The organism is Halobacillus campisalis, from assembly GCF_030345335.1.
Lineage (GTDB): Bacteria > Bacillota > Bacilli > Bacillales > Halobacillaceae > Halobacillus_A > Halobacillus_A campisalis.
In genome coordinates this window covers 570,935-593,652 of the sequence record NZ_JAPVRC010000002.1, presented here as the reverse complement: position 1 = coordinate 593,652, position 22,718 = coordinate 570,935, and the positions used below count along the sequence as shown (strand labels likewise).

Genomic DNA, 22,718 nt, shown 5'->3' with positions numbered 1-22,718 from the left:
AAGCCCCAAAGGAATTAGTACATTTTTATATGCTATCTATACTTCTCCACAGTGTCAACGACGCATAACTTCGAAAAGGATGCCAACCTTTGCTTAATTGTATCATTTTCTGGTGGTCGGGTTTACTCTCTAAATGGAAGTAGTGCTTCATCGCATTTTGAATTCCGATATCTGCTTTAGGAAATAGATCCTCTCTACCTACACCGAACATCAACCAATTTTCCGCGGTCCAAGGTCCAATCCCCCGAACTCTTGTAAGCTGTTTGATAACATCTTCGTCAGGTAATGAAGCTAGACGCTCTAAGTCAAGTTCGCCAGAAGCAATCAGCTTGGAAGTATCTATTATATACTCTGCTTTCCGTTGACTGAACTGTAATTCACGTAATTGGTCGTAACTTAATTCTGATACCCTCTTAGGACTTGGATAAAACCATACTCCTTTATAACAGTAACCGAATTGCTCTACAAATCGGGTGCTGAGCGTATAGGCAAATTTCATATTCAGCTGCTGATGAATGATTACCTTCATCAAACAATCATATAGATGGAAATCTTTAACGATTGGAGTGCCGAAATGATTTGTAAATAATTCAGCCAGGTTTGTATTTTGAAAGTGCTCATAAACCTCATTCAAGTCTCTATCCCATTGAAAAATAGAATAGATATATTCCAATAAATCTTCTTTGGATTTTTCATCTTCACTGCTTACTTCAAATAGAGGGTGTTTTGTCGTTCCAAGCGCTTGAATACGGACGACATGCGATCCATTCGTTAATTTCACAGGTATCTCAATCCATCTCTCTTCCCGGCTCAGCTTGGTCAAAGGATCGAAAGCCCATCGTGCAAGCGAATAGTCAAAGTCATACCCAGGAATTGATTCAACTTGTTTTTTCCACATGCCGCAACCCGCCCTTCTCTAAATAAAAAGATCTGACTACCATTACAATAGCCAGATCTCTCTCTTATCAAACTTATAGTCCCAGGATGGGAAATGGTGAAATTTTCTTGAGCATCAAGTCATTAAGATTCCCAAATTCATATCCTCGTTTTCTCAGCTCGACGATTAAGCTCTCCAGGGCTTCAGCATTATCTTGAGAAACGGTATGAAGCAGAATAACTGCACCCGGATGAATCTGTTCCATAACATTCTCATAAGCATAATTACTGCCTTTTTGACGGTCCGTTTCCCAATCTACAAAAGCAATGGACCAGAAGGCATGCATATAACCAAGTTCTCTCGCCCATTCTAACGTTGTAGTGTTAAATGTCCCACGTGGAGGACGCAAAAAAGTCATCGTATTTTGATCGGTTATTTTTTGGACAGCTTCGTCTACTCGATCCAGCTCTTGTTTTATTTCCTCTTTTGAAAGTTTAGTGAAATCGGGGTGCGACCAAGAATGATTTCCAATCAAATGGCCCTCTTCATTCATTCTCCGCACTAAATCCGGTGCGCTGTTTATATAATGACCCGTAACAAAAAAAGCGGCTGGCACTTCCTGTTCTTTTAAAACATTTAAAACATCATCAGTATACCCCTGTTCGTATCCATTATCAAAGGTGAAATACACCACTTTATCTCCAGAAGAATCGGCGTAAAAACCATCATACTTTTCAATCATTGGACCGTATCTTCCTACTTCCGGAATTTCACCTCGCTTATTTTTCTCAAATCCCCATCCTTCGGCATTAGCAGCGACAGGGAGGATTAAAACCAATACAATTAATAAATTTGTTACCCTAACCATCATTCTCACCCACTTTTTTTTAGTATGCGTGGGAAAGAGTAAAATATGAAAAAGACGAACAGAAATTTTCCTGTTCGTCTCGCTATATAAAATTGGCTCTATAATTTTCAGAATTAACCTTCACGTAAGCTCCCTTTAGTGGAAGACTCAGTTTCGAGACATTCTGCCTGTTTCCGTTATGATTGACAGCGTTTAGAGCTCCGGGAAATCACTCGCTTTCCGTGGGAGCGCAGTGAGCCTCCTCGAGCTAACGCTCTCCGGGGTCTCACCAAGCACTCTTTTCCCACAGGAGTCTCGCGATTTCCCGGAGCTCTTTGCGATGATGAGCAGCACGGAAACGCCTTTGATATAACATTATTATCTACGAACCGAGAAGAGCTTCTCTTCTTACCTAATAAATCCAAACGATGGAGGTTATTACCACCCATGTCCAAGTAGTTTACAGCATCGACTTAGCATGAAAATACGAACATTAATGTTAAATACTGATGGTGCGTAAGACTCCCTTTGTAAAACCGAAAGCGCTTCGTTCAGCGGCGTATAGACTGGACTGAGCTGGCGGATATAAAGGAAAAAAGAAGAACGAAGGATTCGATAATTCTTTACCGCACAGAAGTGAAGGAAGTCTCCTCGTCGCTATGTGTTGAGTTGAGAAAGGATTGGAATGTTTCCATTTTCTCATCCACCTTGCATTGGACGGCACGTAAACTAACTTAAAATTGTGGAGTTCAAGACATTTTAACCGTTGCATTGGAGTGTTATTCTCCCTCTTTAATTAAAAGTTTTCTTGTTAAGTGGATTTCGAGAACGCATATATCGTGAGGGGCGGCGGGGAATGGGGAGACTCCTGTGGGAAGAGAGTGCTTGGTGAGATCCCGCAGGACGGGACGTCCGTGGAAGCTCACCGCGCTCCCACGGAAAGCGAGTCATTCCCCGCCGCCCTGATCCACTCACCAAATGTCTCGAAATCAAGTCTTCCGCTATCCTGCCATATAGTTGAATAACTATTTATGAAAAATCTACAACGAAGTTTAACATTAACGTTTGTTTTGAAACTTGAAACAGAGACGCAGTATTTAATTTCAAAGTAGCTATAAAATTAACGACGCAGCCCATCCAAAGATAAACAATGGAATATTGTAGTGAATGAAAGTCGGCACACACGTATCCCAGATGTGGTGATGTCTTCCGTCAGCATTTAATCCGGAAGTCGGTCCTAATGTACTGTCAGAGGCCGGCGAGCCCGCGTCCCCAAGTGCTCCAGCTGTACCAATCAATGCAGCCGTAGCCATGGGTGAAAACCCTGCACTGAAACAGATGGGTACAAATAAAGCTGCCAGGATTGGCACTGTAGCAAACGAAGATCCAATCCCCATTGTTACTACAAGTCCCAGCAATAAGAGAACAAACGCGATAAATGCCTGATTATCTCCGATATATTCCGAACTAGCATCTACGAGGGAGGAGACAGATTCTGTCTCCGTTAATACATTGGCGTACCCCCCAGAAATCAACATAACAAATGCGATAGTTCCCATCATGGCAATTCCATCCGTAACTACACGATCTCCCTGCTTGAATGGAATAACTTTAAATACAAACATTAAAATCAAGCCCGCTAAAGCAGCAAGAACAAGATTCTCATAAAAAGCCTGGATGAATAAGGTGACGAATATAGCAATGAGTGTCAAACCGTGTCGCCAATTAAAGCGAACAGACTTTGTCTTTTCCGACGAAGCCGCAAAATTTATTTCATGAGCTGCATCACTTTCTAACGGCTCTCTTTTCCTCCTGTAAGTGTAGAATATGGCAATGAGCAATCCTACAATCATCCCGGATCCTGGAATGAGTAAAGACTGAGCGATTTCTGTAATGCTTATTGAAAGACCGCTTGAGTCCATTGATTCCTGGATCGTCTGATGAAAGATCAAACCGAAACCGACAGGAATCATTACATAAGGAGCTTTCAACCCAAAAGTTAAAGCTGCGGCTACAGCGCGACGATCAAGCTTCATACGATCGAACAGATGAAGCAATGGCGGAATGAGAATAGGAATAAAAGCGATATGCACCGGCACGACGTTTTGGGATAAACTTGCCACTCCTGCGATGACTAGTACGGTCAAAGTCCTCATATCTTTAAGTACTCTGACTAAATAACCCACAAGTATAGTGGTAATTCCTGAATAATTGATTGCTACAGCAAAGGCTCCTAATAATATATAGCTTAGAGCAACGCTAGCCTGTTCCCCCATGCCATCAGTTATTAACTTGAGAGAAGCTATCAAAGATTCCCCATTCATAACTCCCGCTGTAAGTCCGGCAGCGAGAATGGCAATAATCACATTTACACGTAATAAACTTAATATTGTCAGTACGAGAACTGACATAATGACAGCTGCTGCCATAAAAATCTCTCCCCATGTTTCTAATACCTTTTTTACATTAGCGATTTACCATGATAAAGTAGGATTACAAAAAAATCAACCCTCATATACCAGATGAGAGCTAATGCGTAATCTTATATTTTCTTTTCTACATCCTCAAGCATTTTGATGAGCTCATCAATGTCTTCCACGGATGTCTCTTCAGGCTCCATGTCATCTAAGCGTTTAATAAACGCGTTAAGTCTTAGTTTAAGATCACTTAATTTTTCTTGTTGAGTCAAAAGGAAGTCCCCCTTTACAGGTAATCGTACAATCACTTTGCCTATAATAGTACAAAGTCAGCTATGTGTCCATATACAAATTAAAAAACATGCTGTTCCCATTTTTACCAATTTGGGTCCAGCACATTTTCACTAACTATTTTAACTGATACGAAAAGCTTACATGATCCTGAATAGGAATCCAGGCGCCGACTCCTTGACGTGTCACGTTTTTAATATCTATGTTCATTTTGGAACCTTTCAGCTGGATGTACACATCACCAAAAGCTACTTCTCCTTTTTCATTAACTGCTGGAGCATACGCCTTCAACTGTCCCACTTTATTTACAGGGACAGCATACGTATTAGTCTGCTTAGTTCCCCGTCCGAAAGAGCTTTGCAGGGACAAAGGCAGTTTTGACTTCGCACGGGCTTCTAATAATATCAACTTCATCATTTGATCTCCATGACTCGCTTTTGATGTTAGGCCGCCTTTTATATGCTTTTCTTCTTTTTGTTCATAGCTGATTTCTTCCGTTTTCTGACCGCCCTGGTTGTTCAATTCGTTTAAGTTGATTTGCTGGTACTCCCAATTGATGTTTGTTTCCTTAGATTCGTAAGATAAAGGCCATCTGCCAAGAAAGATCTCCCCCCTATAGCCAACGGCGAATGGAGAAGGTTTAATCGAAGTTTGATTAAGCATTTCAATGAGTTCAGGATTTGAAATCCGGACATCTGTGTCGTTTATTAGTTCATTGGTCAACTCTTCGGCTTCCAATATTTCTTGATCTTCTGTTGAATTAGGGTACGTATTATCCTTAGATATATTGAGGACATGACTAGGAATTTCTGATTGACCTTTAATTTCTTTTTCCTCTGCAGCTCCATTTAAGGGATGGATATATAAGAGCATGCCTAAGCATACAAGGAATCCTAAGCATTTTAATCTCATGGTGTGGGCCACCTTTCTTTTTCGTTAGCTTGTGAAAAATGCCCACAACCTATTCTCAAGATGAGGTTAAGCGGTTCATCACTTTTTCTGCCTTTGGATCCAGAAATTGAATAAATGGCCCAATACATACTAAAATAATGATGGTACCAATACCGATTGGACCTCCAAAAATAATAGCGAGCAAAAGCGCAACCCCTTCTGTCAAGGTTTTCGATACAGTCAGGCTTAACCCGAACCTTTTTTGCAAAGCAACCATGAAATTATCAACAGGATTGAGCGAAAATTTCGGCTGCAAATAACATGCAACTCCAACAGCAATAATAAATATTCCACCAACTAATGTAATAATCTGAAATAGCATCTGAGTAAGTTCTAAATCAGCAAATACATTTAACAGCCAAAAATCAATAAACTTACCTAAAATAACAATCGTGATGACTGCCAATAAGTCAGGCTTTTCTTTAGCGATCAAGGCATTCGTTAAAATGAGGATGGCTCCGATGATGATGACCCAATTCCCAACTGTCAAACCGAATGTGTTCGTTAAACCGACATTCATTGCATCCCAGGCGCCCACGCCTAAATCTGCGTTTATCGTCAGAGAGATTCCAAGAGATATAATAACAAGCCCGACCAAGAAGAAAAAAACTTTTATGACGAATGTCTTCACGTGGACACCTCCAGTTAATTTATAGATTAATTTATAGATGAAAAATCACAAAAAAAAAGAGCACCATCCTATTAATTAGGATAGGCTCTTTCATTTTACTTGCTTAATTCAATACACTCAAGTGTTTCTTCCACTTTAATACTATTCACAACGGACTGTACCATTGAACAGTTTTTACTTGAAATTTCCAGGTTTTTAAGAAGCTTATCCTGGTTTAAGCGATATCCCTTAATAACAAAGTGCAAATGGATGCTTTCAATTCGGTTAGCTTCATCAGAATTCCTTTTAACATCCGCCGTCACTTTAATATCTTCATAATTGATCTTTTGTTTGTCTAAAATTTTTCTATAAACACCGATACTGCACCCTGCTACAGAAGCCACCATCAGCTGGTACGGGCGGTAGCCATGAAGTTCATCACCTGAGATATCAAGCTGGCCGTACTCGAAAGACGTTCGAACACCATCTTCTTTAATGTAAAAATCCATTTTCTAACCCCTCCTTCAAACATTTAATATCTTGTATATAACTATAGTAACCGTTTTCCCCCATTAATTAACCTTAAAGCCTTGCTCCCATCTATTTATTTCGTTTAGGATAGTGAAGGATTGACTTAAATCAGGTGGAGGTGCCTCATATGGTATCAAAGAAAACACGTTTTTGGATACTTATTGGCTTAGTCACTATTTCTGGATTTTCACAAGGGATGCTTCTCCCTTTATTAGCCGTTATTCTAGAGCAGAACGGTGTATCCTCTTCTATAAATGGGATTCACGCTACTGCTTTATACATAGGTATTCTTATATCATCTCCATTTATGGAAAAACCATTGCAAAAGTTCGGATATAAACCGGTGATTTTATCCGGTGGAGCGCTCGTCATACTTTCACTCTCTTTATTTCCCGTCTGGCAATCCTTATGGTTTTGGTTCATTTTAAGAATGATGATCGGAATCGGAGATCAAATCCTGCATTTCGGTACGCAAACCTGGATTACTGCTACAGCACACGAACAATCCAGGGGAAAGAGCATCGCTTATTACGGTTTATTTTTCAGTTTAGGTTTTACGCTTGGGCCTTTGATGACGAACCTTCTCTCTATAAATATGCACTTGCCTTTTATTCTATCGGCGCTTATCAGCTTATTAGTGTGGGGGACGATGTGGTTTGTACGGAATGAAATGCCTCCAAATGAGCACACCACCGCTTATGGGACGAGTTCATATAAACGTTTTGCGCTAGCGATTAAACTGGGATGGGTAGCCTTTCTTCCCCCTTTTACGTATGGTTTTCTAGAAGCTACTCTGCATGGGATTTTCCCTATTTACGGAATGAGGATCGGACATGATGTGAACATGCTCTCCTTCATCATCCCATCCTTCGCCGCCGCGAGCCTTCTTTCTCAAATACCTCTCGGAAGTCTTAGTGATCAATATGGCCGAAAGATTATTATAATGTCAGTGGTGACATACGGCATCGCTGCCTTCACTTTTGCAGCGTTATTTGAAGATTCAACCATTGGATTATTTGCAACATTTGCGATTGGCGGTCTATTTGTCGGCTCTCTATTTTCACTTGGGATTTCCTATATGACGGATTTATTACCGGGAGAGTTACTTCCAGCAGGTAATATTTTGTGCGGTATGTCATTCAGCCTTGGTAGTATCAGCGGACCTTTTTTAACAGGCATATTCATTGATTTATTCCCTGGTGTGTCCTTTTTCTATACGATAGTGATTCTTTTATTGATCGTATTGGCAGCTACGGCTTTAAAAACGAGTCCTTCCGCCACACAAAAAACTACGTAATGTACAAAAAAACTGCACCCCTTATTTTGGGCGCAGTTTTTTTTATTCATTACTCCGATAAAGCTTCATCAAGAACTTCCAGATTTCGTTCCATCAGTGTAAAGTAATCTTCTTCGTCTTCAATATCACTTTCAGTCAGAACTGAGAGATTGTGGATTCTTAATGCTTCTGCTCCTATCTCATTTTGAACGACCTCAGAAACTTTCGGAGTGATATTTTGTTCAAAAAGCACGTGATTTAAATCGTGCTCTTGTGATTTACTGATGATTTCTTCTAGATCCTTTTGAGATGGTTCATTAGTCGGACTTAATCCAGAAACGGCAATTTGCTCAATACCATATGCTTGTTCCCAGTACCCATAAGCCGAGTGTGATACAATGATTTCCTTCTTTTCTTTGCTTTCTATCTGCTCATGGAACTCTTTATCCAGTGACTCTAACTCCGTCTTTAACTGTTCAAAGTTCTCATTGAATTGCTCTTTTGAATCCGGTTCAAGCTCGACCAGCATATTTTTCACATTCTCCGCCATTTCAATAGAACGGATAGGGTCCAGCCAAACGTGTGGATCTTCTTCCCCATGGTTGTGGCCCTCGTGATTCTCTTCTCCCGATGAATCTTCCTCATGGGCATGGTCTTCTTCTGAATGGCCTTCTTCCTCATGGTCATGGCTTTCTTCTTCTGAGTGGCCTTCTTCCTCATGGTCATGGCTTTCTTCTTCTGAGTGGCCTTCTTTCTCATGGTCATGGGAATGACCGCTTCCTTCTAAATCAATGCCATTTGCAGCCTCCAGGATTTTTACATCCTCCGAGTCAATTGAATCTGCAATTTTTTCAGCATAAGTTTCTAGCCCGGCACCATTGTAAATAAAGGCATCCGCCTCCGCCATCTCCACCATTTCTTTTGTGGTAGGTTCATACGAATGGGCATCAGTTCCCGGCGGCAGGATGGTATTTACTTCTGCAGCATCCCCGGCAATTTGCTGCGTAAAGAATTGTAATGGGTACACCGTCGTATTTATTTTCAGCTTTTCTTCGTTATCACTTGATGACTCCTCAGAAGTCTGTTCGCTGCAGGCTCCTAAAACTAAGAAAATAATGAGTATAAGTAGTCCAATTTTTGTTCTATTCATCTTTCTCCTCCTTGCTGTTCCGTAATAGATTATATCGTAGTGATTACTTTTTGTAAACTGTAACCATTACTTTTTATAATCAAATAAAATAGAGGTCCATAACCATTGTTATAGACCTCTTTCACACTTTAACTGCAAACAGGACACTTACCGTAAATCTCAAATTTGTGATTTTCAATATCGTACCCTTTTAAATTCTCGTTGATGCTTTCCATAGGGCAAAATTCAATCGACTTCGTTTTGCCACAGTCTGTGCATATAAAATGATGATGGTGGCCCTGTGTATCGCAGCCTAACCGGAAATGCTTTTCCCCGCCGAGCTCGGTAGCTTCCAGAATTTCTTCATCCGTAAGCAGGTAAAGGTTTCTGTAAATCGTGTCATAACTCACACCCGGAAAATCTTCCTGAATTTCTTTCAAGATGGACTTCGCTGCAATATATTGGTCTTGTTTAACGAAAATCTCAAGAATTCTTTCTCTCTGACGAGTCCGCTTATAGCCTTTTTCTTTCAGTTTTTGCAGTGCTGTTTCTAAGTTCATACTGTTTCACCCTTTATATAGAGCTGACTTCTTACCTTTTTATATATGATTGACATAATCAATACTAAGATAGCAATGACGACAATCGTTCCTCCTGGTGGAACACTAAGTTGATATGAAGATATCAAACCAAAAATAACCGAAAACTCTCCAAATGCTATCGAAAGTCCGATCGTCTGTTTAAAGCTGGAAGCTATTCTCAAAGCAGCGGCTACCGGAAGCGTCATCAAAGCGGAAACGAGCAGAATCCCCACAACTTGCATGGAAGAAGCTATTACTAAAGCAACCATAACAATAAATAATAAATGAATCCAGCGTCCGTTCACCCCAGTGATCGAGGCATGTTCTTCATCAAATGATAGTACGAATAATTCCTTATAAAATAATATAACTATTGTAAGTACTGCAATGGTTATGCCTAAAACCGTCCACATGCTTGATCGGCTGACGGCAGTCACGCTTCCAAATAAATAACTGAATAAATCTGTGTTAAATCCATCCGCTAATGAAATAAGGATGACACCAACACCTATCCCGCCTGATAAGATAATAGGAATAGCAAGTTCTTCGTAGTGTTTATAAAGCTTTCTCAACTTTTCAATGAGGATAGCGCCTCCCACGGAAAAGACCATCCCCATATAAATCGGGTTCAACTCATTGATACCGGTCACTCGTTTTTCAAGCAATAGACTGGCTGCGATCCCTGTCAGCGTAATATGCGAAAGAGCGTCAGCAATCAGGGAAAGACGCCTGACAACGATGAAGACACCTAATAGAGGAGCTACAAGACCGATAAGAATTCCTGTAATGGCTGCATTCTGTAAAAAATCGTATTGGATAAAACTCTCAATCATGGACGGATCTCCTCATGATCATGATTATGAGTCAGCTGCTGAACTGAATGACCATAAAGTCGATTGAGGTCTTCATCGTCAAACTCCTTATATTCTTCTGAAGCTCCGTGAAAGTGTATCGTCTTATTCATACATACGACGTGCGTGGCATGTTCGGTAATTGTACCGATATCATGAGTAACCATTAACAATGAAATGCCTTTATCTTGATTGAGCTTTCCTAATAAGTCGTAAAAGGCTGTCACATGCTTAGCATCCACCCCTACGGTCGGTTCATCAAGTATGAGCAGGGAAGGATCGCTTACTAAGGCACGGGCGATAAATACACGCTGCTGCTGGCCTCCTGATAATTCTCCGATATTGGTATTCGCGTATTCTTCCATTTCAACCGTTCTTAAGGCTTCAAGCGCTTTTTCTTTATGCTTGCGATTAAAGAATTTGAATGCACCGATTCGTGAAACCAACCCTGTTTTGACTACCTCCAGAACTGTTGCCGGAAAACCTGAATTAAAGCTATTGGCTTTTTGCGAAACAAAACCAATTTCTTCCCATTGATTAAACTGCTTAATAGGCTTGCCAAAAATTTTCACATCACCTTTATCTGGTTTGACTATCCCTAGCATAAGCTTAATCAATGTTGATTTACCTGAACCATTAGGACCGACAAGACCTAAGAATTGGCCTTGTTCAATGGTAAGGTCGATATTCTCCACCACTGTCTCTCTATCATATTTAAATGAAATATCGTTCATCTCTACTATTTTATTAAAATTCATGAAAGATCCCTCTCGAAATAATAATGATTACGAATAAAATTATAATACGTTCATACATTGAAGTAAATGATATTGATTTTTTCACCTATTGACAAATGAATGTTTTCAGGCAAAATTAATAAAGTCTTTTCAATGCGTAACTATTACGATTACCAACTATACTACATGTACCAGAGGAGGACAAGCATTGTACCAAGAGAACACTTCGAATTACAAGTGGGGTTATATACTACTGTTTTTATTTTTTCTAATTTTTATTTATGGAGACCTGTTCCCTTCCACTTTGATTACTGATATTTCACCTGCAATACTTGATATGAATACGATTTTTCTAAGTATCGTGCTGGAAGCCATCCCCTTTGTATTACTTGGCGTATTTGTCTCCGCGCTCATCCAAACTTTCGTAAAAGAAGAGACGTTAGCTCGATTCATCCCATCACAACCCATCTTAGCTCTTCTTCCCGCAGTCACGATTGGTGCCATTTTTCCTGTCTGTGAATGCGCAATTGTTCCTATTGTCCGCCGCTTAATTCAAAAAGGCATGCCATTGCATGTAGGGATCGTTATCCTGGTATCAGCCCCTATACTTAACCCTATTGTTTTTTTATCAACCTTTTACGCATTTCAAACTGACTTAACCGTAGCCTGGGCAAGAATGGGAATCGCGCTTATCGTTTCTTTGATTATCGGCGGCATCGTTTACTCACGATTTGGAAACAGCTGGCAGTTAAAAGAAGAAAAAGGGCATATTACTCACAGCCCCCATACCTATCGCAACCGCTTATCGGAAACTTTCCATCATGCCAGCGATGAATTTTTTGATATGGGAAAATTCTTGATCATTGGTGCTTTATTAGCAAGTGTGATCCAAACGTTTATGGCAAGAGACTTATTGACAGACGTCGGAAGTGGTTTTCTTGCTGGGCCTGCTGTCATGATGGGACTCGCATACTTCCTTTCTCTGTGTTCAGAGGCCGACGCATTTGTTGCTTCTTCATTCAAAGGTCTATTTTCCACCAGTTCAATCCTGGCATTTCTCGTCTATGGACCTATGACCGATTTAAAAAATACGATATTGATGGCTGCATATTTCCGTAAGCGTTTCGTTCTCTCCTTCATAATCATCGTAACGATCGTCGTCTATACAGTCACTCTATTGTTTGATCTATTTTACTTGTAAGGAGGTATTCTTATGGACAGGAACTCTCATTATTTTGTAAGAAGTGTAATATTATTAGGGTTTGGATTATTCATAATCAAACTGCTTATCTCTGGTGATATCCATAAATTCATCGCCCCCCGGATGATGACTTATATGTATTTCGCGCTGTCTGTCATCGCCGTATTAGGAATGATTCAATTCTTCAGAAGTGGAACTGAAGATGAACAGTCATGTGATTGTGGACATACTCATGACCTTTCAATTTCCAAAGGACGCTCCCTGTTCGTTTATTCACTGTTCATCATACCAATCATTTCTGGGATGATGTTTTCTGACCATGTGCTGGGCAGCTCACAGGCCTTGAATAAAGGCTTTAAATATGAACTGAGATCAAGTTCACCCTCAGAAGAATATGACAAACCCGAATCATCTTCCTCCGAAGATGGAAAAGCATCTGAAGAATCAGATGCTTTATTAGAGGATCCCGCCATACTATCAGTGAGCGATCGTTATCCAGAGCTTCAGAAAGAATTCCAAGAATCTACTTCCTTCACTCTCACGGAAGATAATTATATTGGCTCAATTTCACTTTTAGAAGACCAAGTGGACGACTACGTGGGAAAAGAAGTTAAAATGAATGGATTCGTCTTCCGTGAAGATGGCTTCCCTGAAGACCGGATGGTAGTCGGAAGATTCGGGATCAGCTGCTGCGTGGCGGATGGAGGCATTTATGGACTTTTAGTTCAAGGAGACAGTCAAAATTTAAGCGAATTTAAAAATGATGCGTGGGTGGAGGTTACGGGAATCGTCAAAAAAGTAGAACACAACAATTGGGAACTTCCTTTGATTGAACCCACTTCTATCAAAAAAATTGAAATTCCAGCAGAACCTTATGTTTATGAAGAATTTGAATTCAGTGGTTAAACCCTTTTTAGAAAAAACTTTCAAAATTCTGTTAAGTAAGCACAACCACTGAGAAGTTATAAAGGTTTCTCAGTGGTTTTTTTGTTTCAATCCCTGCAGCCTGCTTAAAAGCTAAGCTTTAATAGAGTTCACATTCAGGTGATACTGTAAAAGTCGCTCCGCTACTTTCTTCGCACCTGATATATTTCTGGATACAGGCCCGATTTCTAATTCAGCCAAAGCGCCGCCTACATGGAGACATGGAGCCCATTGCAAATTTTCGTCGATGACCGGGAAACCACATTCTGCACAGGAGAGACGTTCGCGGCTTATCACTCCGTGCAGCCATTTTTTTTCTGGAAGTTCTGATGTCGATCCTGTAGCTAGCACAATAGACTTGAAATGTTGGTTCTTCCCACTTTCGAATGCCACGTCAACCCCACCACCTCTACCAGCCACTTCTTTTATAGAACTCGAAACAGTTTGAATCTTCCCCTCTTCTTCCATCCGCTTCAATCGCAAAAAGACTTCACGGTTTAGAGAACCCTTAAACCGCGCTTTTTTAATCATATCTCTTCTATCTGAAAAGCTTTTCTGCTTTTCAAATTTAGACAAGTATTTAGGGCCAAGCCACCCAGGATCGCTATCAAAATCATGGACCCTGAATGGATGGCGCTTAATTAAGTGTACTTGACCCGGATACTTCTTACCGAATTTTAAAGCAAGATGAGCAGCTGAAATACCACCACCTATAACCGCTATAGGTGGAGCCGCTTTGAATTTTCCATACTTTTCTTCGTCAAACAAATGCACACACCTTTCCTGGTGCTTGTGCAACTGATTATACCAATTAGGATATAAAGGCTGATCGTTGACTCCCATCGCTAATAATATATATTCACTCTGAATATGATCACCATTTTCAAGCGAAATAAACCACCCTTCTTTATTTCGAATAAGGTCTTCAACTGTCCCTTGATACCATGATTTGGACCAATTTATTTCCTCCATTAGCGAAGTGCTGTGCTCATTGAATAATTGTAAAGAAGGGCGTTTATATCTTCCTTTTAAATGATGTTTTCTATCAGTTTCCTCCGCATACTTCTGTAAGGCAAAAGGATCCGTGCTTAAATGGTGAACTGATGGAGATCTTAAATAATCCATACCAATAGTTCCGGTCAACTTTTCCCAGCGCTGTAAAGGCCTTTCGTGAGGATCTATTATGATGAGGTCTTCATTTCTGATTTTCCCTTTTTTTAATAGATAGTAAGCAGCTGTACAACCATGAAGACCTCCTCCAATAATCGCCCATTTCTTGATTGACATAAACTTCGCCCCTTAAATAGTAATCATTACTTTTTAAAATTATAATCATTCTGTGTTAACTTGTAAACAGTATTCATTACACTTTAACACCAATAAAAAAACCGCCCTCAACAAAAGAGGACGGCAGCACAAACTACAAATACCTATTATATCTTCGTTCCAAATACTCCTGGAGCGCGGAAAATACCATAGTTAAAGGCCAATATATCAATGCAGCCAAAATATACAGCGTCATGGAATCATTCGTCCGACCGGCAACAATCTGTGCTTTATTCAAAATCTCGGGCACTGAAATCATTGCAGCAAGCGAAGTAGCTTTAAGGAGATCAAGAAAAACGTTCGCCAAAGGTGGAATTGCAATTCTCGTGGCCTGAGGCACTATGATTCTTCTCATGCTCTGCCAATAACTGAAGCCAAGCGCTCGGGCAGACTCCCATTGACCATGGGCTACACTGGCCAAAGAAGATCGGTTGATTTCAGCAATATACGCGGCACTGTTTGTACCAAAGCCAATAATCGCTGCTGTAGGCCCCGTCAAAGTAATCCCTAATACGGGCAAACCGAAATACAAGACAAATAAATAGACAAGAATCGGTGTACCTCTCATAAATGAAATATACACCCTTGCCGGCCACCTTAGTAAACGATGGCTCGATCTGCGAGCTAAAGCAAGAAAAAATCCTAATACAAGTCCAATCAGCATCCCTATAATAGCTACTAATATTGTATAAGGTACACCTTGCAATACGAAAGGAAGGTTTTCCCATGCTCGCTCTGGTACAAATAATTTCTCTATGTTAATTTCCCTAATGTCAATTGAGAACATAACTGCTCACCCTTAAATGTCAAGACCTTCAATCTCTTCAGCATCCACATCAGGTTTTTCAGAAGCGTCCTGCCCTCCATAGAATTCTTCTGAGATTTCAGTCAGAGTTCCATCTTCTCTCATCTCGTTAAGCTTTTCATCGACTTTTTCTTTCAGTTCGTCTTCACCTTCAGGCATGACAATTCCAGATTCTTTCGGGTGGAACTGCAGATCTGGATGGATCGTCACCTCTAACTCAGGCAAAGCTTCTAATGCAAGGGATTGCAGGTAATAATCATTGATGATCAAATCTGTACGGCCATTCTCTACATCACGTAAGTAAACATCATTCGTAACATTACCATAAGACTTGATTTCAGCTCCAAAGTGCTCGGCAATCTGTGCATACACTGTAGTTGCGCCTCCACCATGAACTTTGCCTTCTATGTCTTCAAGAGAATCTATACCTGAAAGGTCATCTTCTCGTACTACCATTGTGGAGTAAGAGTGTTTGTAAGGTTCACTGAATGTGAAGCTCTTCTGCCTTTCCTCCGTAATTTCCATATCGTTTATCACCATATCCACACGTCCACTTTCAATTGAAGATAACAAGCCATCTACAGCATATTCTTCAAAAGATAAGTCAAGCTCTAAGCGATCGGCGACTTCTTTCATAATTTCTACATCGTATCCAGTCAGTTCATCTGAATCCTCTGGATAGAAAGATGCTGGATAAAGCGTACCAGATGTACCTACTACCAGCTCGCCCTCCTCTTGAATTTCATCCCATTTTGAGGCCTCAGAGCTGGAATCATCATCTCCTCCTGAAGAATCTTCCTCATTCTCTGAACCGCAAGCTATCAGAACTACGGCAAGCGTAAGTATAAGTATTGATAAAAGCCATTTTTTCACGTTTGTCTTCCACCTTCCTGTTTAAATTTCATACTTAACCAATATAGCAACAGGTCGGCTATAATATCAACCTGAACGCTTTGGTTTTTAACGGTTCTTTTTAAAAGGCTTTGTTAAAGATCCGTGTTGATAATCATATAAGCTCCCTTTAGTGGAAGACTCAGTTTCGAGACTTATGTATGGGAATATGGTGGCTTTAGAAAACGGACCGCTTTCCGTGGGCATGTGGTGAGCTTCCTCAGGCTTCCCCTTCCGGGATCTCACCTACCATGTACATCCCACAGGAGTCTCACCGTTTTCTAAAGCCGCCATCCGATTGGAAGGTGCTCGAAACTATACCAAGTTTAAAAGTAATAGCAATATATTGGAAATATTAGTGAAAAACTTGTATTCCAAGAGTCTATCCTTTCCTCGGAACTTCTTGCCTTTACTAGGATAACGGAGACATTTTTGCGGTGCTTCACTTAAAAAATAACTGCTCTGGAGTGATGCAAGAAAATATTTAAAACTACCTTAAAATGTAGGTTTATAACTAAAATGCTACAGCCATACTACTGAGTTTAATGATCCCACTAATATTAAGTAGTTATTTTTAAAACGATTTCGAGAAGCGCATATATAGGGAGGGGCGGCGGGGAATGGGGAGACTCCTGTGGGAAGAGAGTGCTTGGTGAGATCCCGCAGGACGGGACGTCCGAGGAAGCTCACCGCGCTCCCACGGAAAGCGAGTCATTCCCCGCCACCCTGATCCACTCACCAAATGTCTCGAAACCGAGTCTTCCACTATCCTGCCATATTGTTGCATAACTCACTTATCAATATCAACAACCACCTTTAACATAGCCTTTTTTCAAAAAACAAAATAAGCCACCTCGTAGAGGCTGGCTCAAGTTTGTTGAAACGGATGACGATTCTTGTGTTTTTTATGGATAAGTGCATTGATCTCTCCGCCGATTAATATGACAACACCAGAAAGATAAAACCAGATCATAAGAACAATGACCCCGCCTAAGCTTCCATATGCGGCAGAATAGTTGCCCAAATTCTCTACGTAGAAAGAAAAAAGCAGTGATACTAATTGCCAGCCAACCGTTGCGAATAATGCTCCTAAAGTGATCTCTTTTAATTTCATCGGCTGGTCAGGAGCCATGAAATATAAAAAGGATAAAACGATGAAAAAGATGACAGAGGAGATAACCCAGCGAAGAGTGTCCCAAATTTGAAGAAAATCCTCAGATAAACCGACCATCGAAAAAACGTACACTCCTATTGCGCTTCCTAAGACTGGCAATAAGAAAGCTACGCCAATCACTATGATCATAGCCACCGTCAACAAAATAGAAATCATTCTAGAAACTATAAAAGAGCGCTTTTCACGTGTATGGTGGGCCCGATTGAAAGCTTTGATCAGCGTATTGACACCATTAGAGGCAGCCCATAACGTACCGATAATACTCACAGAAAGAAGCCCACTATTACGTTCACTGAGAATCTGGGTAAGATTCTCAGATATCAGTTCATAGGTATCGGATGGCGCATAACTACTTAAAAAAACAAGGGCACGGTTTTCATCAATATTCAAATAACCAAGAAGCGTAATCAAAAATATCATGAACGGAAAAAGCGACAATAGGAAGAAGTAAGCTAATTGAGCTGCAGATCCAGGAACGTCATTATCACCTATTTGTTTAAACAGCTCTTTTACGAATGTAACCAAGTCTACAATCTCCCCCTCGCCCTCAGATGATTATGAAGCTTCTTTAGAATTGTCTACCGATTCTAATTTATTATTCACCTTCTCGTCCATCTCTCCTATCTTATTCAATGCTTCTTCAGTCTTTTTTAGAAGTACCAATAATTCATCGATTCCTTTATTCAATTTTTGGGAAAATGTTTCATAATTCACCCTTACAGAATGAATGGCCTCAGAAGGCTGATTCACGTAGCTTCGGCAAGAAGTACTTGCCCCTTTTGTTTTTGTTACGACGTAACTGCGCGTCTCTTTATCAAGAAGCATTAACGCCCCTCCTATTACTGCTCCAGCTAAAACACCTTTTAATAAATTACTTTCAGCCATTAAGATTCCTCCTTAAAATTTTTGTTTTTTATATGGTTGACTAACCTTTGACACCCTGAATGAATCAATTCATAAACATAATCGAAGTTTCCTGTGAAATAAGGATCCGGGACATCTTTACTTTCATCACCGTCTACAAAATCCATAAATAGACGAACCTCGACTCCGTTTTTCTCACGTATCGCCTTTAAATCACTTAAGTTCTGTTGATCTAAAGCAATAATATAATCGTATCGGTCCCAATCTGCCGGTTCCACTTGTCTTGCTGTCATTCCACTATAAGAAATATCATGTTCATCAAGTATCTCCCTCGTACCTTTATGCGGAATTTTGCCGATATGCCAATGTCCGATTCCAGCAGAATCCACAAGCACCTTTTCAGACATCCCTTCTTCATCGATGAGTCTCCGAAACACAGCCTCCGCCATGGGAGAACGACAAATATTACCTAAACATACAAATAAAACTCTGATCATCCTTATCCTCCCCCATCATAAACAAATCATTTCAAATAAATTATATCATGAAATGTGGAGGTGGCTCGACAGACACGACCAGTCATAAGTAAGAAACTGGAGACGGATGGTGTTTTCCGTCGCAAGTTTCTTACTTATGACTCGAGTGTCTAGGCACCGGAACTAGACATCATGAAATGTGGAGGTGCCTCGATAGACACGACCAGCATAAGTAAGAAACTGGAGACGGATAGGAGTTTCCGTCCTCGCAATTGGTATTTGGCTGCGCCAATAAGGCACAGGTGCTTGGTGCTTATAATATAAAAAACGATAAAGATATTCTATTATTTTTAACCTAATTCTCTAGTTGTTAAACCGACGTTTTACAACTATATTTGTAAATTAGCTTGACAATTACATATAATTTTCGGAATATTTTATATATATTCATATTATTGAATTCGGCTCTGTTAAATGAGATTGTTAATATTTCTATCGATGTTTAGGTTCAACCTCATTCAGCATGCTATTAAAAAATGAAAAAAGCTGCAGTAATTGATCTGTTTCTTTCTACATGGTAATGGGGTCAGAAAATTACATCCGATGAATAAACACTAAGTTTTACAGAGCTAAAAAAAGAGGGGGATTTTATGGGAGAACTAGGTGTTATACAAAACTTCTTAAGCTCAGCCAGTTCATTTGTATGGGGGCCAGTACTGCTGATTTTACTAGTAGGTACCGGCGTATACTTAACCTTAAGACTGAGCTTCCTGCAGTTCAAAACTTTACCTTACGCTTTGAAACTTGCATTTAAGCCTGGAAAAACACAGAAAAAAGAAGAAGGAGACATCTCACATTACCAGGCGTTGACGACTGCACTAGCAGCAACAATCGGGACTGGTAATATTGCCGGGGTCGCGACAGCCGTCGTTCTTGGGGGACCTGGTGCTGTATTCTGGATGTGGATTACTGCTATTTTCGGAATGGCCACCAAATACGCCGAAGCAATCTTAGCAGTAAAATACCGTGTAACCGGGAAAGATGGCAAAATGTCTGGCGGACCGATGTATTATCTCGAAAGAGGACTCAAACAGAAATGGCTCGCTGTTCTATTTGCATTATTCGGTGCATTCGCAGCTTTCGGAATAGGTAATATGGTCCAGTCCAATACGGTATCGGACGTTATGGACTCAACTTTTAGTGTTAACCCATGGATTACAGGGATACTCTTAACTATCTTTGCGGCGCTCGTCATTTTAGGCGGGATTAAAGGAATCGGAAAGGTTACCGCATTTTTTGTACCTATCATGGCCGTTTTTTATGTTCTTGGAGCACTCATTATTATTTTCTTGAATTTTGATTTAGTACCTGAAGCTTTTGGAATTATATTTACAGATGCCTTTACAGGTGAAGCTGTCGGTGGAGGAATTCTCGGTACTGTTATTCGCTTCGGTGTAGCACGAGGGGTCTTCTCGAATGAGGCCGGTTTGGGTTCTGCACCTATTGCAGCCGCTGCAGCGCGAACTGACTACCCTGGCAGACAGGCACTTGTTTCAATGACCCAGGTTTTTATTGATACAATTATTGTATGTACGATGACAGGGCTTACTATTGTCATGGCTGGTCAATACGGAAATGGCGAGTTGGACGGAGCTGATCTGACGACTAGCGCTTTCCAAGTATTCCTTGGTGATTTAGGGATGTATATCGTTACAATAGGAGTTATATTCTTCGCCTTCTCTACAATTGTCGGCTGGTCCTATTATGGGGAGAAGTGTTTCGGTTACTTAACCGGAGACCGAGGCATTCCTTTTTATAAGGCGATTTTCGTTTTATTCGTGCTCGTTGGAGCCGTTGCCCAGCTTGACACTGTTTGGTTATTCGCTGACGTCATGAACGGTCTTATGGCCTTTCCAAACTTGATTGGTCTTCTGCTTCTATCTGGTGTAGTAGCTGCTGAGACGAATAAGTTTTTGAAAGTAGCGAAGCAAGAAAAAGAGGAAGAAAAAAGAGCACGTTACAACAGTTGATCTTAACTAAACCCGAACCCTTCAGTGAAGGTTCGGGTTTTTATTATGTCTGTATTTTGTACTTTTTGAAAGGAATTCCTTTATTTCATTCGGTGGAAGAGGTTTGCTGAAATAGTAGCCTTGGTAGGATTCACATTGATTCTCCCTTAAAAAAGCGAGCACATTTTCACATTCTACCCCTTCAGCTACAACACCGAGTTTAAATGCATCCGCCATTTGGATGATGGCCTTGACAATTTCGGCATCACTGGGGCCTGTTTTTACACTTTTTATAAATGTTTGATCAATTTTTAAGTTATGAATCGGAAACTGTCTTAAATAACTGAGGGAAGAGTAGCCTGTTCCGAAATCATCTATAGAAAGCGTGACTCCCATGCTTTTCAATTCCTGCATCGTACGGATACATTCAGTAGAATTTTGCATTACACTATTTTCTGTAACTTCGATTTCTAAATAAGATGAAGGCAGTTTATTTTGTTCGAGAACCTTTTTAACTTTATTTGAATAATTCTCTTGCTGGATTTCAGTAGCTGATACATTGACCGCAACTCTCTCTGCAGCAAAACCTTGTTTCAGCCATTCTTTAGTTTGACGGCACGCTTCACCCATCACCCACTCGTCTATCTGAGAAATCATTCCAGCTTCTTCAGCCAGGGGGATGAATTCTCCTGGGGAGATCCATCCATTTTCTGCATGATTCCATCTGACCAACGCCTCAATGCCGTTGATCCCACCAGTCCTAACGTCCACTTTTGGTTGGTAATGAAGTGTTAGTTCGTTATTTAAAATAGCTTTTCGTAAAGAACTTTCTAAAGAAAGCAGGTGATTGTAAGACTGATTCATATCATCTGAATACAAAAGCACATGATCTCTTCCGCGAACTTTACAATATTGCTTAGCTATATCCGCTTGTCCCAAGATTTTTTGAGAAGTTTGACTCCCTTTCCCAGAGGTGGAGACACCTATACTGAGCGTCAGAAAAATTTCTTTTTCTTTCAAGTATATGGGAGGTCTTGCCCGTTCGAGAATCTTGTGACCAAATTCCATGATTCTAGAAAGAGACAATTCCCCCTGGATGATGAAGATGAATTCATCACCTGTGAGCCTATAAAGTTCAATATTAGGTTCCAGACAGTCTTTTAGACGTTCAGAGATTTTCTGGATGACTTGATCACCTGTTACGTACCCGAGTGCATCGTTTACGTATTTGAACCGATCCAAATCACAGTACATGACAGTGACCGGATGATGCTCAGAAGAATTTTCGATTAAATTCTCCAAGTCTGCGTGTAATTTGCGCAGGTTCGGTAAATCGGTTAATGGATCGTGATAAGCCATATGCCTGATCGTTGTTTCAGCTTTTTCATACATTGTGATTTCCACAGTACTTCCGATAATTTCTTTGACTTCCCCTTTTTCACTGATCGGAGAAAGTGTCGTATAAAAGAACCTTCCTTTATAGCGGTGTTTATATGATAAAGATTTCCCTGAGAAAGCTTTTTCATATTGACTTGCATAGAAAAGAGACTGATTATGTCCGAACAACTCCTTCAATGATTTGTTTGCGACATACCGGGTGGTCAGCCCTATTTCATGAGCAAGCTTACCTTCAAACAAGGGATAATAATACTCATTACTCTCTTTATCATATCGCACTTTAAAAACAAGGTTCACCAAGGCATCGATCGTCCTTGAGTAGTCAGCTGTCAATTGATCCAATTTCTTTATTTCTTCTAACTTGTAATCATTGAATCTCTGTAAAGCTCTTCTATAAGAGGGATCTGAGGAGAATTGTAGTAAGGAGTCATACAAATTATTATATTCTGAGGAATGATGCACAGGATCGAATTCAGACATGAAAACAGCCTCCGATTACATACGACTTTTTTGTAATTATACATGATAAAAAAACTTAGTTCTACAATTTAC

The 22,718-nt window shown here is 40.3% G+C and carries 22 protein-coding genes; 4 read left to right on the top strand and 18 right to left on the bottom strand.

The genetic code is table 11. The annotated features are described in order from the left end of the window. Positions 1 to 25: 25 nt before the first annotated feature. The 7 genes from O2Q26_RS07045 to O2Q26_RS07015 all read right to left on the bottom strand — a co-directional run bounded on the left by O2Q26_RS07045 (position 26) and on the right by O2Q26_RS07015 (position 6,502). Complete coding sequence (locus O2Q26_RS07045) at positions 26 to 898, bottom strand: DNA-3-methyladenine glycosylase family protein (protein ID WP_289215221.1); 873 nt, start codon at positions 896 to 898, stop codon at positions 26 to 28. A 73-nt stretch (positions 899 to 971) separates the two neighbouring features. Next, on the bottom strand, positions 972 to 1,745 hold the full coding sequence (pdaA, locus tag O2Q26_RS07040; protein WP_289215220.1) for a delta-lactam-biosynthetic de-N-acetylase: 774 nt from the start codon (positions 1,743 to 1,745) through the stop codon (positions 972 to 974). Positions 1,746 to 2,836: 1,091 nt separating this feature from the next. Next, a complete protein-coding gene (locus tag O2Q26_RS07035; RefSeq protein WP_289215219.1) occupies positions 2,837 to 4,153 on the bottom strand; it encodes a Na+/H+ antiporter family protein in 1,317 nt (438 codons plus the stop codon). A 113-nt stretch (positions 4,154 to 4,266) separates the two neighbouring features. Beyond that, a complete protein-coding gene (locus O2Q26_RS07030; RefSeq protein WP_289215218.1) occupies positions 4,267 to 4,413 on the bottom strand; it encodes an SE1561 family protein in 147 nt (48 codons plus the stop codon). Positions 4,414 to 4,549: 136 nt separating this feature from the next. Further along, entirely contained in the window at positions 4,550 to 5,344 is a 795-nt protein-coding gene (locus O2Q26_RS07025; protein WP_289215217.1) for a YfkD famly protein, read from the bottom strand. 55 nt (positions 5,345 to 5,399) lie between these two features. Next, complete coding sequence (locus tag O2Q26_RS07020) at positions 5,400 to 6,014, bottom strand: YczE/YyaS/YitT family protein (RefSeq protein WP_289215216.1); 615 nt, start codon at positions 6,012 to 6,014, stop codon at positions 5,400 to 5,402. A gap of 95 nt (positions 6,015 to 6,109) precedes the next feature. Continuing rightward, complete coding sequence (locus tag O2Q26_RS07015) at positions 6,110 to 6,502, bottom strand: OsmC family protein (protein ID WP_289215215.1); 393 nt, start codon at positions 6,500 to 6,502, stop codon at positions 6,110 to 6,112. A 149-nt stretch (positions 6,503 to 6,651) separates the two neighbouring features. On the opposite strand from O2Q26_RS07015, the gene O2Q26_RS07010 reads away from it, so the two are divergent. After that, on the top strand, positions 6,652 to 7,821 hold the full coding sequence (locus O2Q26_RS07010) for an MFS transporter (protein WP_289215214.1): 1,170 nt from the start codon (positions 6,652 to 6,654) through the stop codon (positions 7,819 to 7,821). 49 nt (positions 7,822 to 7,870) lie between these two features. Here the strand turns inward: O2Q26_RS07010 and O2Q26_RS07005 are convergent, their stop codons facing one another. From O2Q26_RS07005 to O2Q26_RS06990, 4 genes are all read right to left on the bottom strand, one after another. Continuing rightward, on the bottom strand, positions 7,871 to 8,950 hold the full coding sequence (locus O2Q26_RS07005; protein WP_289215213.1) for a metal ABC transporter solute-binding protein, Zn/Mn family: 1,080 nt from the start codon (positions 8,948 to 8,950) through the stop codon (positions 7,871 to 7,873). Between the two features lie 128 nt (positions 8,951 to 9,078). After that, positions 9,079 to 9,489: a Fur family transcriptional regulator gene (locus O2Q26_RS07000; protein WP_289215212.1), complete on the bottom strand. Its 411-nt coding sequence runs from the start codon at positions 9,487 to 9,489 to the stop codon at positions 9,079 to 9,081. After that, positions 9,486 to 10,343: a metal ABC transporter permease gene (locus tag O2Q26_RS06995; RefSeq protein WP_289215211.1), complete on the bottom strand. Its 858-nt coding sequence runs from the start codon at positions 10,341 to 10,343 to the stop codon at positions 9,486 to 9,488. Before O2Q26_RS06995 ends, O2Q26_RS07000 begins: the two co-directional genes overlap by 4 nt. Beyond that, positions 10,340 to 11,119 (bottom strand): metal ABC transporter ATP-binding protein, encoded by a 780-nt coding sequence (locus tag O2Q26_RS06990; RefSeq protein ID WP_289215210.1) that lies wholly within the window; start codon positions 11,117 to 11,119, stop codon positions 10,340 to 10,342. The genes O2Q26_RS06995 and O2Q26_RS06990 overlap by 4 nt, the downstream gene beginning before the upstream one ends. Before the next feature lie 187 nt (positions 11,120 to 11,306). On the opposite strand from O2Q26_RS06990, the gene O2Q26_RS06985 reads away from it, so the two are divergent. Further along, the gene (locus tag O2Q26_RS06985; RefSeq protein WP_289215209.1) at positions 11,307 to 12,299 is read left to right on the top strand and encodes a permease; all 993 of its coding nucleotides are present in this window, start codon (positions 11,307 to 11,309) and stop codon (positions 12,297 to 12,299) included. 12 nt (positions 12,300 to 12,311) lie between these two features. Continuing rightward, positions 12,312 to 13,205, top strand: a complete 894-nt coding sequence (locus O2Q26_RS06980) for a TIGR03943 family putative permease subunit (RefSeq protein ID WP_289215208.1) — start codon at positions 12,312 to 12,314, stop codon at positions 13,203 to 13,205. A 111-nt stretch (positions 13,206 to 13,316) separates the two neighbouring features. On the opposite strand, the gene O2Q26_RS06975 is transcribed toward O2Q26_RS06980, so the two are convergent. The 6 genes from O2Q26_RS06975 to O2Q26_RS06950 form a co-directional block, all read right to left on the bottom strand. Beyond that, on the bottom strand, positions 13,317 to 14,510 hold the full coding sequence (locus O2Q26_RS06975) for an FAD/NAD(P)-binding protein (RefSeq protein WP_289215207.1): 1,194 nt from the start codon (positions 14,508 to 14,510) through the stop codon (positions 13,317 to 13,319). 133 nt (positions 14,511 to 14,643) lie between these two features. Continuing rightward, entirely contained in the window at positions 14,644 to 15,336 is a 693-nt protein-coding gene (locus O2Q26_RS06970) for an amino acid ABC transporter permease (RefSeq protein WP_289215206.1), read from the bottom strand. 12 nt (positions 15,337 to 15,348) lie between these two features. Next, positions 15,349 to 16,227, bottom strand: coding sequence for a transporter substrate-binding domain-containing protein (locus O2Q26_RS06965; protein ID WP_289215205.1), 879 nt, complete (start codon positions 16,225 to 16,227; stop codon positions 15,349 to 15,351). Positions 16,228 to 17,113: 886 nt separating this feature from the next. Then, the gene (locus O2Q26_RS06960; protein ID WP_352232218.1) at positions 17,114 to 17,944 is read right to left on the bottom strand and encodes a YihY/virulence factor BrkB family protein; all 831 of its coding nucleotides are present in this window, start codon (positions 17,942 to 17,944) and stop codon (positions 17,114 to 17,116) included. Positions 17,945 to 17,974: 30 nt separating this feature from the next. Beyond that, positions 17,975 to 18,304 (bottom strand): YtxH domain-containing protein, encoded by a 330-nt coding sequence (locus O2Q26_RS06955; protein ID WP_289215204.1) that lies wholly within the window; start codon positions 18,302 to 18,304, stop codon positions 17,975 to 17,977. Further along, the gene (locus tag O2Q26_RS06950; protein WP_289215203.1) at positions 18,304 to 18,780 is read right to left on the bottom strand and encodes a low molecular weight protein-tyrosine-phosphatase; all 477 of its coding nucleotides are present in this window, start codon (positions 18,778 to 18,780) and stop codon (positions 18,304 to 18,306) included. Before O2Q26_RS06950 ends, O2Q26_RS06955 begins: the two co-directional genes overlap by 1 nt. Before the next feature lie 629 nt (positions 18,781 to 19,409). Between O2Q26_RS06950 and O2Q26_RS06945 the strand changes: the two genes are divergently transcribed. Further along, on the top strand, positions 19,410 to 20,789 hold the full coding sequence (locus O2Q26_RS06945) for an alanine/glycine:cation symporter family protein (protein WP_289215202.1): 1,380 nt from the start codon (positions 19,410 to 19,412) through the stop codon (positions 20,787 to 20,789). A gap of 21 nt (positions 20,790 to 20,810) precedes the next feature. Here O2Q26_RS06945 and O2Q26_RS06940 read toward each other — a convergent pair whose 3' ends face one another. Continuing rightward, positions 20,811 to 22,646 (bottom strand): putative bifunctional diguanylate cyclase/phosphodiesterase, encoded by a 1,836-nt coding sequence (locus tag O2Q26_RS06940; RefSeq protein ID WP_289215201.1) that lies wholly within the window; start codon positions 22,644 to 22,646, stop codon positions 20,811 to 20,813. Between the last annotated feature and the right edge of the window lie 72 nt (positions 22,647 to 22,718).